Below are 13616 nucleotides of genomic sequence, written 5' to 3'. Positions count from 1 at the left end.
ATGAAACTGCCAATGTTGCCGGGCGAAGCAAGAGAAGGCGTTTCCAAAGAAACGCCAATACCTGACAGGTGCGTTTGGGATTAGTTCAGTACACCTTCAGCAGCTGCGCGAACTGCACGAATATTGTCGCCGTAAACAGACGGATTTGAAACTGACCCGCCCTTGAAAACAGCCGAGCCAGCGACCAGCACATCTGCACCGGCGGCTGCAACCAGAGGCGCGGTGCTGGGATCGACACCACCATCTATTTCGATATGCACCGGGCGGTCACCAATCAGCTGACGCAAACGACGCACCTTGGCGGTCATATCAATAAACTTTTGCCCGCCAAAACCGGGGTTAACGGACATAACACAAACCAGATCGGTCAGATCCAGCAGATGCTCTACCGCCTCAGCTGGTGTTCCCGGGTTCAAGGCAATACCTGCTTTCATCCCGGCGGCGCGAATGGCCTGTAACGTGCGATGCGAGTGCGGCCCGGCCTCAACATGAGCTGTGAGCACATCAGCCCCAGCATCGGCATAAGCCTGAATGTATGGATCGACCGGTGAGATCATCAGATGCACATCCATAACCGTCTTCACATGTGGTCGGAACGCTTTGACCGCCGGGGGGCCAAATGTGAGGTTGGGCACAAAATGCCCATCCATAACATCCACATGAACCCAATCGGCGCCTTGCGTTTCAATGGCCTGAATCTCTTGTCCGAAGTTTGCGAAATCTGCCGACAGGATCGACGGTGCGATCTTGATGGAACGGTCAAAGTTCATGGCGGGCCTCATGTGGATATGCAGTTGCGAGGGGATATATCTGTGATGGGCAAGGAGCGGTAGACCCGAGATACGAAAATCTTACCAGTCTCCCCTAACCTGCCGCCGCTCATCCAAGCCTCGGTACAAGTATCTTATTTATCGAGAGCGCGAGTGGGATTTCATACCTGAAAGTGAAAGCTATATGCGACTCAAATGTCGGTCGTCCTTCCGTTCAGGTATCAGTATTTCGCAACCAAGACCGCCGAGGCGTTCCGAAACGCCAAGTTTAAGCGTACCACCATAAGCCTTCAGCAGATCGACAGTAATAGCCAATCCCAAACCAGTCCCGCTGACAGAGGTATCCAGGCGCTCGCCAGATCGTAGCACGGCTGATTGCGCCTCTTCTGGAATGCCGGGTCCATCATCCTCAATACAGATTTTTATGTTGCGCCCATTACGATGTGCCGAAATATGAATTGTCGTTCGGCACCACTTAAGGGCATTGTCGAGAAGGTTACCCAACACCTCTTCAATGTCCTGAGTGTCGGTGCTGACCCAAAGACCGGCTTGGTAGCGTGAAGTTAGAGATTTGCCTTCGCGCTCTGCCATAATTGAAAAAAATTTAGACAGCCTTTCGACCGAATTCGAGATATCCGTTCGCGAATGGGTCAATTCGGCGGTATTTGACGCACGCATGCGTGCAAGTGCTCGACCAAGTTGGGAATCTATACGTGCCAGCGCCTCTTCCGCGGGCCCGGTATCGGATCCGGATTCCGACAAGTTCAACAACTCGTTTCGGAGAATCGATGTTGGCGTCTTAAGTGCATGGGCCAGATCTGCGGCCTGACGTCGAGAACTCGAAACGATCTCGCGATTTCGGTGCAACAGCTGATTGAGGTCTTCCACAAGCGGCGATACTTCTTCAGGATAATCATCCGGCTTCAGGTCGTCTCCGTTATCCCAGCGATGGGCAACGTCAGCACGCAATTTCCTCAGCGGACCAATGACCGCAGACATCAACAAAAGAGAGCCCGCAACACCAATCAGCCCAACCAGCCCAAAGACTGGAAGCAGGTTTGATTGTGCAGCCCGGCGTTCGCTTAACAGTTCAAGCCTGCTTTCCGCAACGCTCACGCCCCATTCCGTTCCGTCTTCAAAGGTGATTTTCTGATAAATGCTGCGAACAGCTTCATCGTCTGGTCCCAGCGTGTTCCAAATGGTTGCTTCGTTGCCAGTACGCGTGGGCTCTGCGATCGTTTCGTCGAACAATGAGGCCGATGTATAGATGTCGCCTTTGTTATTCGTCACCTGCCAATATCTGCCTGAATAAGGCGTACCATATGCGGGGTCGAATATCAGCTCTCTCAGGACATCCGGAGTGTCGGTGGTGACACTTAGTCCGACAACTAACTGAGTGTGACGGTCACGTAACGTTTCATCAAACTGCTGGAGCACCCTCGTATTGATGTAGGAGAAAACGACCAACGTTCCGACACCTACCGACACTGTGGCAGACGCCAGCCCACTAAGTAGGGCGCGATGGCGCAGCGATAGCATCAGGCGGTATCGATCATATAGCCGCGTCCTCTGACCGTAGTGATGAGATCAGGCCCCAATTTCTTGCGTAGCCGGGTAATGAATACTGCGATAGTGTTTGAATCTCGGTCACCGTCGTATTCGTATATATGTTCCGATAATTCAGTTCTGGAAACCATGCGCCCCAAGTTGTGCGCAAGGTAGGTGAGAACCGCGATCTCCTGCGCGGTTAGATCGACCGGAATCCCCGCAACACTGACCCGCCCGTTCCTGGTATCCAGCGAGACGTCGCCCATTTCGATAACCGGATTCAGCTGACCACTCTGCCTGCGCAGAATTGCCCGTACACGCGCGGCCAGTTCCGGCATGTGAAACGGTTTGGTCATGTAGTCATCTGCGCCCGCATCAAGACCATCGACACGCTCGCTCCAACCGTCACGGGCCGTCAGTATCAATACCGGTGTCTTAACACCTGAGCTGCGCCATTCGCGCAAAACGGAAATTCCATCCCGTTCAGGCAACCCAATGTCGAGTATGATCATGTCATATGGTTCGGTCGCGCCCATATGAAGAGCGTCCGTTCCATTATGGGCCACATCCACCACGCGACCCTCGACCCCCAGAAGTTTTTTAATCTGTTCGCAGAGTTGGGGTTCGTCTTCAGCCAGAAGTATTCTCATATCTTAAAACTACAGGCACATTCGCGTTGGTTTAAGCCCTAATTTCTGCCATTCCCGTTCCCACCGGAATTGCCGCCGCCATTACCCCCGCCGTTCCCGCCAGCATTACCTCCGCCGTTTCCGCCAGCATTACCTCCGCCGTTTCCGCCAGCATTACCTCCGCCGTTCCCGCCAGAATTTCCACCGCTGTTAACGCCGCTGTTTCCACCGGCATTTCCACCGCCGCCTCCGGTATCATTTCCATTGCCACCAGCATTCCCATTATCACGGTTTGCAGCTGATCCGGGCCCGTTGCGGTTACCACGATTGCTATTGGCTTTGGTCGAATTGGAACGCGCTGCTTTCGAAATCTGATTGCCGACCCCAGACCGGTTGGACACAACGGTGCCCGTCTGGGCATTCACAATCACACTAAAGATTTTTCCATCCGGCTTTTTTACAAGAATACGATAATAGATCTCACCCGCTTGAAACGCGCGGGCATCAACAGGGGTGCCTCCGTAAGTTTTTGCGACGCCTTTGATGACCCGTGCAAGCCGAATCGTATTACCCGATAGGGTCGCTTTGCGCAGTTCGCTCTGTTTAAGCTCACGGACGTCGGCCGTTGCTTCCCTAACAGGTAAAGCAACAAGCAAACTTACTACCGTCAATATAACCGCTGCACGCATCTACTTCCTCACACTTGCAGGTCAAAAGATACGTGAATCGACGTGAACCGGTGATGAACAAGAAGTTAGCCCTGCGTTCAAGCGCACTCAAGTTAAATGATTGAGAGATCAGACGATTCGTACGTGGATTGCAGCATTCGAATACAGCACGCCAGATCATAGTAGAAAGCACCACTGCTGTTCCATCAAGGAGACCGATATGAAAACCTCTATCCTCAGCCCTATTAAAGCTTCTGCGGTGGCTATTGCTTTGCTGGGATCGACCGCCGTTATTGTTACAGTCGCAATGCCAGATGTTGCAATTGCCAAAGAAGGAAAAGGCAACGGCGGGGGTAAAGGCGGCGGCAATTCCGGTGGAAACGGGAACAGCGGGAACAATGGTGGTGCCGACAAAGGCGATCGCGATTCGGCCAGTAACAATAAGAAAGGGTCTGACGGAAACCGCAAAGTTGGAAAATCCGGGAAATCCATTTTCGGCGGTTCAAAAAGCAAGTCTTCGCGTTCCACTTCAGAGAACCGCGGTCGATTTTCACTAAAAGATCTTTTTAATGGAGGCGGCAAAGCAAAAGGCGCTGCAAATTCCAGGACGCGCACGACCACCAGCGGTGGAAAGCAATTATCCAAGACCAACAAGCAGACTACAGAAAATTTGATTGTCGACGAACCTGTTCGCCCCGCAGTTCGGCCCACGGGTAACAGGGTGGCGGCGCTTCTTGGTGCCCACCCTTCTGAACTGGGTGCGCTTAATGCTGCGAACGCAAGTGCGACAGCCTTGGCCAATGCTTCACCTAATTCACGTGTCGGAAGAATAGCGACATATCGTGACACGGTGCTGGCCGGAGAACCCTTGCGGGAGGATCTTGCAGAACAGTTGGAAGAGCTTACCGGGCTGGAGCCACCAGAGCGCACTGTCGCGGAGATCGAAGAAGATTTAGAAGTCGCATTGGATGATGTTCAAACCAATCAAGAGCTTGTTGACGAACTTGAACAGGCTTTGGAGGATGCCGGTGGAACGGACCCTGTGATCGAAGAGCAGCTCAATCAAGCGCAGATGAATTTGGAAGGTTCAATTGAAGAGGCGCGGGACCTCAATGAGGAACGTCAGGCAGCATTAGAATATGAAGAAGCGACAGAAGAGGTTCGGGAACTGGTTGAACTTGTTGAAGAACAAGAATTAGCCGAGCGCGAAGCCTTGGAAGCGGCGGCCAACAAACCTGTTACCGATGCCGTGGAAGAAGAGGTCAAGTCGCTTCTGGGTCTGTAATCGAAACCTCAAATCTCAGGTATAACTTCCTAACGGTGCAGACAACTCACGGAAGCACCATAAGCCGGGGCGGTCATTTACTTCATCAGAAGCGGAATGGCCGCCCCTTGGTTTACTGGCATTGAACTATGCTTTGTGAGCTACAAGCCACGATTTCATTAGCACCAAACGAAAGAATCCCGCCTAAGTTAGGCGGGATTCTGTTGTCAATTCCGTTGTTTAGGACGAGTATCAGGAATTGAACAAGGGTCGACTGAACTACCTTCAGACGTTGGTTAGCGCCTCAGAAAGTCGCTTGTTTTTTACAATTTCTGTTAGTGCATTTTCGATAGGAGGGAAGCGACCGCTGATTGTAGGGCGTTTGGTTGGCAACTTGTCCGCAGCGATACCGCCAGAGGTTTGCATCACAGTAACAGTGTCGGACTCTTCGGTCTTAAAGGCAGACTTGATCATGCGTTTCCCCTCATTTGCAATTGAACAATAACTCGCTCGTTCAACTCTATAGAGCACTATGCCTCATCTCGGTTGAACGTCGCGAAAATACATTGTTCATGTTCAGTTAATGTTGTCCCCAAAACGAAAACAATGGGATAGTACGGCCATTTGCCGGGGTTTGTTGCGCAGATCAGGGCATGCCTTTGCTTCACTGCGATCTGTCAATGGTCTTATTAGGCTATGCTAAATTGCTTGTTTGACCCTCGTTTGCCTCAGCTCTCTCGAATTGTCGGCCTCCGGAATCGTCTAGTTGTGTTCAGCGCCCTGAGAGTGGTCCTTTGTTAAAGCCTACAGTGTTACTTATTGGCCCGCACTTCTAGGGGGACCTCTTGATTGGGGTCGTGGACACTAGAAACCGCTTAAGCGCTCGATAAGCCAGTACATTGAAACCGATCCGATGCCATAGGCGGTGAGTACGACCGGTCCTCGACCAGTCGGCGAGGCAACCAAGCGCCAAATCGCAGTGAAGACGGCCAGCGCAGCGATGAAACTCAACTGACCGGCCTCAACACCGAGATTAAATGCCAGCAACGCTGCCGGAATATCGTTTGGTGGTAGTCCAATTTCTGCCAGGGCACCTGCAAAACCAAGGCCGTGCAAAAGGCCAAACCCAAAGCAAACAATCCACGGTTTTTGCTTGGAAAGTCGGAAGCGACCTTCGCCACCTTTGACAATCTCCATCGCCAGAAACACGATTGAAAGCGCTATTACTGCCTCGACCGGTGGCCCAGGAACATTCAAAATACCAAAGGTCGCCAGCGCCAGAGTTATTGAATGAGCTAGTGTAAAAGCTGTTACGGCTCCTACAAGTCTCCAGACATCTCGGACCAGAATAAACAGCGCGAACACGAACAAAAGGTGATCCCAGCCCTCCAGTATGTGTTCAAATCCCAATTGAAAATAGGATATGAAAACTGACCATGTCGTCTGTTCAGGAGGTATGGTTTGGATTGCTGTATCTGAGGTGAGACGAAGGGTCGTCGGTGCGGCCTCTAAGGGGTGCAAGCGCACCAAAACATCGTTTCTTTGTGCCTCCAAGCCTTCAATCGCAATGGATTTCCCCGCAATATCTTCACGACACTCCATGACCCATGATGAAACCCAGGCCCGACTGTCACGTGTTGCTTCCGGACCACGTGACGGAGCGCAACCATTTGGCAGCACTGCATCAATCGCCATTGGCTGACCATTCACATCGGGCTTTCGCCAATGAACGCTCCATGTGTTTGATGCGATTTGACGGATTTCCAAATATCCCGGATCAAGCGCATGCGCGTTGGCGTCGCCTTCGGGCCACACGAACAACAACGCAATTAACATACTGACCAAATGTCTCATTTGGTTGGTCCCGAGATATCCGGCACCACAATCTCATAGGCATCAGCAAGCGCCTCATATTGCGCTTGCGCCAGATCTGCACTCATGGTGCGACGCCAATCCTGTAGAACCGCATTCCGTATCTCTGATAACGGCGGTGTTTTAGCAGGCTCGATAGCGACCACTTGAACAAGATGAACACCGTAACCTGATTGGATCGGCCCTCCCCATTGACCTGGTTCGAGTTCAGTTAGGCCGTTCGAAAACCCGGCGCCAAACACCGAGTCGACAACCCGAGTAGCGGTCAAAGGCATTGAGGCAGGCAGTAATGTTGAACGCCCAAATTCAGGAAGCTCTTGTTCCTCACGCACCGCGCTCAACGCGTTTGCGATCGCTGCGTCACCTGGCGCTTCGCCAAGAAAGATCTGATTGAAGGCTACCTTTTTGGACGTCGCGTATCTTTCACGGTTCTTCTGAAGATAGGCCTCCAAATCTTCGTCTTCAGGGGTAACTGATGCAGCAATCGCTTCAGTAAGAAAATCCATCTTTTGGCTTAGCCGCGATCTGATCACGCTATCTCCGCGATCCAGCCCAAGCTTTCTTGCTTCTCTGACCAAAACTTCTTCACGAATTGATGCATCGATCAAAGCTTGCAGTTCAGCTTCGTTTGGTTGGCGTTTCCACCTGGCCTCAAATTGAGTAACCAGAAGCGCGACATCATCTTTGTCGATTGATATTGTCACGAGATTTTCGGTGGTCTCATTTTCCGGCGCGACTATATGGAACCAAATGAATATAGCCGCCCCAATCAGGAAGAAATGAAACAAAGGTTCTTTCAATAGGCGCATACAGGCTCCTGCGTGAAATGCATCAGGTTCTAAGTACCAATGCTGACATCAGCGAGTTAATTTTTGCAATAAAGTAGGCTCTTGTCGCGCTGCAGAATTATAGGCTTCTGCCGAGGCAACAATCGCCACCTCGACTTATACTAATGTGATTAATGCTGATCACTCTGCCGGCGTGTACCAAATCGGTGATGAATACGCGCGTTCCTGATGCGTCAGCACCGCATCCTCGGGCAAGTCGATGCCATATCTTAGCTTGTCATACAGTATCCAACGCGGAGTCGGAATTTCCAATGCGCGTACATAATAAAATGCCCGTGCATTTGGGTCGAATTCAGGGTCGGACCAAACGGTCACAAGCTCGGAGGCACCGATTGTGTTGGCCCAACTGGCGGCTTCAACATCTACAGTATTCCCCACAGCGGGAACCTTTCCGCTATCATCGGCAACACGATCATCCGACCACGCAACGTCGTAGACCTTTTCCTGCAGGGCGCCTTCAGAATCAAGCCAGCCTTTGATCACCTGCACACGATCCAAGTTAGCTCCCACCGGGTCGCGCAGCGCAGCGATCAGGAATGAAGGTGCACCATCTCCCTCGCGTGGGCGCAGGTCCGAACCCATTGGAACGCCTTTGGTATAACCAACATTAGCAAGAAAACGGGTCTCAACATCAGCTTCACTGAAATCCCAACCACCAAAAAACCTCAGGCCGATCCGAGGACCTGTTGTCGCGTATGTCTCACGTCGTTTAAACGCGTCGAAAATCGCAGCACGCGTATTGTCGGTGGCCCAAACTGCCGTGTATCCGGATGCCACCAAAAGGTCGCCGGGTATTTCACCGAGATCATTCGCAATGAAAGGGTGCTTGATCCGCGAGGCCGAGGGTTCAACGCTGACCGACTTGCCAAAGAAGTTGTCTTCTTCGGCAGTGGCCAAAGACGTATGGCTGTCCGTCGCGCCTCCCATGCCAAATTTATAGGGATTCACGCCAAACTTTTCTTCCAGCAGCAATCCTCGTTTCAGAGCTTCTCGGGCGTACTCCCCTGCTAGCATGTCATCGGTCTTCAGCTCGGTTATGTCGAGATTGCCGACGTCCCAGTTCTCGTAATCCGCAAATTCGTCGTCTGGGCTCAGGAACGGATGCGCTTCGCCGTCACCTTTGATTTGGGTGACTTCATAATGAGGCTCCCATTTTGCGCGGGCGGCTACGTAATCCGCGTCGACCTTGCCACCGTGATAGGTATCTTCGGTTGGGAACATCCACCCGTTTGAAAGGTTGCCGTTATGTGCAAACGCAACTGCGCGTCCTCCGGTTTTCTCCTGATATTCTTCAAGCCAAGCATATAGCGCTTTTGGATCGGTATCGCCGTAGGGTGGTTGTGTGACCGGTGGCACCATCTGCAAGGCACGGATCGGCCCATCGCGCAGCATAACGTTCCGGTGCAGGTTGAAACCCTTAGGCACCGAAGTCCATTCGAACCCGATGAATGCAGTAAAATTACCCGGGTCGTTGTGCCGCTCGGCCGCAAGGACAATATGTTCCCAGGTAAAGGAAAAAGCGTCGGCACCGGGGCTGTAAGACTCCAACAGAACTTCTGGCAGTGTCATTTGCGAGAAATTGGTAATTATGTCGAAGGCTGTTTTCCCGGCCTCTTCGCCACCTGCTTTGTAGCCTTCGTACCATTCCAGCCCTTTTGGATCAGCCAGAACACCGGGTTTCCCAGCCTGCAAATCCGGAGCAAAGCCCATGAGGTCCGTATGATCTGTCAGAACCATCCAATCCAATGGTCTGGCCAGCCTTACGGGCTGCCCTGTGGAGGAAATGACCTGCTCTCCCTTTGCAAAACGCCAAGCTTCATCGGGTAGCAGGGTATTTCCAAATGCTCCCGCATCTAATGACAGCCCGGTATGTAGATGTGTATCACCCCAAAGCGGGCGTTCGGGGAAAGAACGCTGTGCGTACGGCGAATATGGTTGATTGGAAAACAGCCCTTCGACTGCCTGTTCGCTTGGAACCGCGTCAGAAAGCACAACGGTCGGCGCAAGAATAAGAGATAGAAAACAAGCAGAAATTCGATACATAGTGCCTCCCAAAAAGCAAAAAATACTCAGCGAGTTCCCAGAGTCTTTTGTGACTCCAATATATTCGATTTTTATGATATCATATCTGAGGGGCTCGTGGAAAAAATTTTGCCGCTAAGTCTTTGAGCTAATTGTATTCGAGGCGGTCGGCTCCTTGTTCCCGGATCAAAAATGCTGTCTTTCGCGCTTGAATACGTGTCCAACAGTCCGGGGGAGCACCGGAGCGGACCGCTAAACGATTGCTTCAGTGATCGGCCAAATTTCATGTTGAACTCAGGGGTTTTCCCACCAATCGGTCGGCTTGGCGCGTTTGCCGCGGTTACGGTCAAGCCAAAGGGCAAATCTACGCAAGGGTGAAAGCGCCAGTGCCAACCAGAAACGATGACGCCATAGCGTAAAATCGCGGTTGAACGGACAGACGCGCATGCAAATTGCGCAGTCGGAAGACAGTTTGGCCCAGAACCCAAAGCACCTAGCCGCGTCGGAAGTCCACTTGCGCACACCCTTTATGGCCGAGGGATCCTCCGTTGTCTCCGGCGCTCCGTAAGGGAGCGCTTTGACCGGGCAGGCATCTGCGCATTTGGTGCAAATGCTACAGAAAGCACGTACACCCAAAGGCCTGGGGGGATCATGTGCCAGTGGAAGATTGGTGAATATCTTGGAGAACCGCAATCGCGGACCATATTCAGGTGTTATCACCATCTGGTTGCGGGCATATTCTCCCAAGCCCGCCTTGATCGCATAAGGGATCACGAGACCGGTGTCATTCATAGAGGCTGTGGCCTCATAGCCCAGATTACGGATGTAGGCTGCAAGCTGCATCACGATACTGGCCTCATGGGAGTATTCGCGTCCAGTGGCAGCCCCCGCGAGAGCAGACGGATAGGTAGCCACAAGGTCTTCATCCATCTGATGGCCCATCACGATGACGGATGTCATGCCTTCCGGCAGGTCGTTGGGCGCATCAGAGAAGTCGCGAGTGTCAACTCGGGCCGCGTAAAGCCAACGGTCATCCATATCGGTGATGCCACAGAGATCGGCCCCAAAGAATTTCGCAATTCGTTTGACCTCCCTTGCCATCGCGACAGGGTCGTCTATCGGGTGCTGTGTCGGGGCCACAGGTGTGTCATTGTTGATGGGGGCTTGGAAGCCCTCGCGCCTGCCGGTCTCGCCTCCTCTTTCGGAGATCAAGTCTGAAATCAACCAAGCCGCGTTTCTAAGCGCAAAGTCGCGTTGGGTGAAACCATCCCCACGACGCGGAATGGCTTCCATGCGGTACGAGGCAAAGAAGGCGTCGGTTTGTTTGCAGCGGATACGCTCATCCCAGAAAGCGCGGGTAAATATATCATTACGCTGGTTGAAGCGTTCAAAGTCATTCGTGACATCAATACCTGCGGCGGCGTCGTCGGGTCGTTGGGGGTGGTTGGAGGGATAGCCCATTGCGAGACGATGCCGCGAGATAGGTCAGTTGTCAAAGGGGGCAGAGGCAACGCTTACATTTGCCCGTCTGAGTTTCCGATTATGGTGCTGAGGAGGATTGATCGTGAAGCAAGCAGTTTGGTGGACTGTTTGTAGATCGAACGGGTTGTTCGGAATTTGGTTGCGGGAGGGTGCAACTGCCGTTGTCGAATACGGTTGCAATGTCTGGCTTGAAGCCTCAAATCAAAAAGCCCCCGACCACTTCTTCAAGCATCGGTCTGCTAGTCGAAGGTACTCGCGCCGCCTCAGCACGATTTTTTAGAATTAGATTCTATTCCAAGATGATCCGCCCTATGACCAAACAGGAAGTCAAAGAAGCCGAAACGTTCGGCAAAAGAAGCATATCGATTATGTCAGAGCCGTTAGAAGACGCCATTCATTAGATGGGGCAATAGACTGAAGACAATCCTATCGTTACTCTGCCTTCAAGTTAGCATTCATAAACAACGAACAGGATTCTTCAGAAAGACTTTCAATGGCGGGTGAAAACGAACCTCCAATTTCTGAAACGCGCAGGCTTGCAGTTGTCGCGTTCGCAGATGTTGCCGGTTTTTCCCGCCTAATGGCAGAAGACGATGTTTGGACAAGCAACCAGTGGAAATCGCTCAGAGAAGAGTTGCTGTTGCCACTGCTTAAGCAATATGATGGCCGATTGGTCGAAACTATCGGAGACGCGATCCTCGTTGAATTCAGCAGCGTGGTGGCTGCCTTGAAATGGGCTGTCGACGCTCAGAAGAAACCACATCCAGAGGCGCAAAGGGGCACACGTGAAAGTCTGCAACTAAGGATTGCAGTAAATGTCGAAGATGTTTTGGTGAGCCACGGAAACATATTGGGTGACGGCGTCAACATTGCCTCGCGTATTCATGACGCTGCAGCGCCGGGTCAAATCGTTGCGACAGGGCTGGTTCGAGAGCTGGCAGGAAGTAAGATCAACGTCCGCTTCAGAGATATTGGGACGCCGCGGCTAAAAAACATCAATCGAATTATCCACTTGTTTCAGGTCGTGCCATTGGAATCCTCTTCCTCAGAAAGCGCGAGTCTGCACCAACCTTTTATTGAATGGACATCGCGACCTACAGTGGCCGTCTTGCCATTTCGCGCGTCTTCTGGCCATGAAATGGAAGAGTATTTTGGATCAGGGATCACCGAAGATATAATCAGCGGTCTATCCCGTAGTCATGCATTTCACGTAATCGCTCGCGCGTCGACATTACGTTTTGCCAAACGCTCGATTGATCTTCAGGAAATCGCGTCGCAGTTGGGTGTCAACTACGTAATGGATGGAAGCGTGCGCCGACAGGGTAATCGGCTTCGGATTACAGCGGAATTGGTTGATGTTGCCTTGAACCGATCAATCTGGTCCGAGTCGTTCGACGGGACCGCCGAAGATCTGTTCGATTTTCAAGACACAATAGTTGCCGCAGTTGTCGGCTCATTCGAGCCCCGCCTGAACGCGCACGGAATTGAACGCGTTCGAAATCGCTCCACCCATAGCCTTGATGCGTATGATTGCGTTCTCAAGGCGGCATCAGAACTGTATCGGTTCACAGATGAGGGGTATCATCAATCCGGAATAGCGCTGCAAAGGGCTATGGAACTGGATCCTACCTATGCCAGAGCCTATGCTTACTCCGCTTGGCGATTGAATTACCTCGTTGGCGAGGAACGCTCCGACAATCCTGAGCGCGACAAACTGCTGGCTGTCGAGCATGCCCGACATTCCATCGCATTGGATCCTGATGATCCTTTCTGCCAAGTGGTCGCTGGGCATCTGACAAGCCTCATTGAGGGTGATCCGCATCAAGCGATGTCGATGTTTGATCTGGCCCTGTCCCTCGATCAAAATAATGCACTCGGCTGGGCAACCAGTGGAGTAACATTGTCGTATTTAGGCCGAAGAGACGAGGCGATACCCCGGTTTCAGAATGCATTTAAACTAAGCCCGTTTGACACCTTGAACTTTACTTGGTGGACCGGGGTTGGAATCGCCGAGTTTTCCTCGGGAAATTATGCTGAAGCGATTTCCTGGTTGCAGAAGGCGCGTCAGGTCAACTCTCGCTTTATTGCGACCTTGAGAATTCTGGCGGCCAGTCTTGCAATGAACGGTCAAGAGGAAAAGGCACGGGCCGTTGGAGCCGAGCTTCTAAGGCTCGACAAAGATTTCTCGGTGGATCGGTTTGTTTCGTGGTATCCATTTGTACGTAGAGAAGACAAATTGGCCCTAAAAAGTGGGTTATTTATTGCGGGTTTGCCGCGTTAGAGGACTTTGAGCCGACGAAATCTCAAGTCCATATTATTCGATAGGGGGATTTCCAATGACTTCTAGAAAGGACACAGCCAACGGCATGGGTAGTGGCATGGGCATGGGCATGGGTCGCGGCATGGGCATGGGCATGGGTAACGGCATGGGCATGGGCATGGGTAACGGCATGGGCATGGGCATGGGTAACGGCATGGGCATGGGCATGGGTAACGGCATGGGCATGGGCATG

Annotated in this window: 11 protein-coding genes; 2 read left to right on the top strand and 9 right to left on the bottom strand. The window is 52.2% G+C overall.

All coding sequences use genetic code 11. The features are described from left to right. Positions 1 to 80: 80 nt before the first annotated feature. The 4 genes from rpe to ACR0MQ_RS15425 all read right to left on the bottom strand — a co-directional run bounded on the left by rpe (position 81) and on the right by ACR0MQ_RS15425 (position 3224). Positions 81 to 770: a ribulose-phosphate 3-epimerase gene (rpe, locus tag ACR0MQ_RS15440; protein ID WP_480609202.1), complete on the bottom strand. Its 690-nt coding sequence runs from the start codon at positions 768 to 770 to the stop codon at positions 81 to 83. Between the two features lie 180 nt (positions 771 to 950). Beyond that, a complete protein-coding gene (locus ACR0MQ_RS15435) occupies positions 951 to 2309 on the bottom strand; it encodes a sensor histidine kinase (RefSeq protein WP_480609200.1) in 1359 nt (452 codons plus the stop codon). After that, positions 2309 to 2968 (bottom strand): response regulator transcription factor, encoded by a 660-nt coding sequence (locus ACR0MQ_RS15430; RefSeq protein WP_170477735.1) that lies wholly within the window; start codon positions 2966 to 2968, stop codon positions 2309 to 2311. The genes ACR0MQ_RS15435 and ACR0MQ_RS15430 overlap by 1 nt, the downstream gene beginning before the upstream one ends. Positions 2969 to 2999: 31 nt before the next feature. Then, complete coding sequence (locus ACR0MQ_RS15425; protein ID WP_480609198.1) at positions 3000 to 3224, bottom strand: hypothetical protein; 225 nt, start codon at positions 3222 to 3224, stop codon at positions 3000 to 3002. A 611-nt stretch (positions 3225 to 3835) separates the two neighbouring features. Between ACR0MQ_RS15425 and ACR0MQ_RS15420 the strand changes: the two genes are divergently transcribed. Next, entirely contained in the window at positions 3836 to 4900 is a 1065-nt protein-coding gene (locus ACR0MQ_RS15420) for a hypothetical protein (protein ID WP_480609196.1), read from the top strand. 264 nt (positions 4901 to 5164) lie between these two features. On the opposite strand, the gene ACR0MQ_RS15415 is transcribed toward ACR0MQ_RS15420, so the two are convergent. The 5 genes from ACR0MQ_RS15415 to ACR0MQ_RS15395 form a co-directional block, all read right to left on the bottom strand. Then, entirely contained in the window at positions 5165 to 5353 is a 189-nt protein-coding gene (locus ACR0MQ_RS15415; RefSeq protein ID WP_170780926.1) for a hypothetical protein, read from the bottom strand. Between the two features lie 390 nt (positions 5354 to 5743). Then, entirely contained in the window at positions 5744 to 6733 is a 990-nt protein-coding gene (locus ACR0MQ_RS15410) for a HupE/UreJ family protein (RefSeq protein WP_480609194.1), read from the bottom strand. After that, complete coding sequence (locus ACR0MQ_RS15405) at positions 6730 to 7560, bottom strand: peptidyl-prolyl cis-trans isomerase (protein ID WP_480609192.1); 831 nt, start codon at positions 7558 to 7560, stop codon at positions 6730 to 6732. The genes ACR0MQ_RS15410 and ACR0MQ_RS15405 overlap by 4 nt, the downstream gene beginning before the upstream one ends. Before the next feature lie 159 nt (positions 7561 to 7719). Beyond that, positions 7720 to 9642, bottom strand: coding sequence for a DUF3604 domain-containing protein (locus ACR0MQ_RS15400; protein ID WP_480609190.1), 1923 nt, complete (start codon positions 9640 to 9642; stop codon positions 7720 to 7722). A gap of 273 nt (positions 9643 to 9915) precedes the next feature. Then, entirely contained in the window at positions 9916 to 11082 is a 1167-nt protein-coding gene (locus ACR0MQ_RS15395) for a reductive dehalogenase (RefSeq protein WP_480609188.1), read from the bottom strand. A gap of 514 nt (positions 11083 to 11596) precedes the next feature. Here ACR0MQ_RS15395 and ACR0MQ_RS15390 point away from each other — a divergent pair. Beyond that, on the top strand, positions 11597 to 13384 hold the full coding sequence (locus tag ACR0MQ_RS15390; RefSeq protein WP_170775030.1) for an adenylate/guanylate cyclase domain-containing protein: 1788 nt from the start codon (positions 11597 to 11599) through the stop codon (positions 13382 to 13384). Positions 13385 to 13616: the final 232 nt, after the last annotated feature.

It is taken from the genome of Ruegeria sp. AN6 (assembly GCF_056540425.1).
Note: the sequence above shows the minus strand (reverse complement) of the source record. Positions and strands in the feature narration are given on the sequence as shown.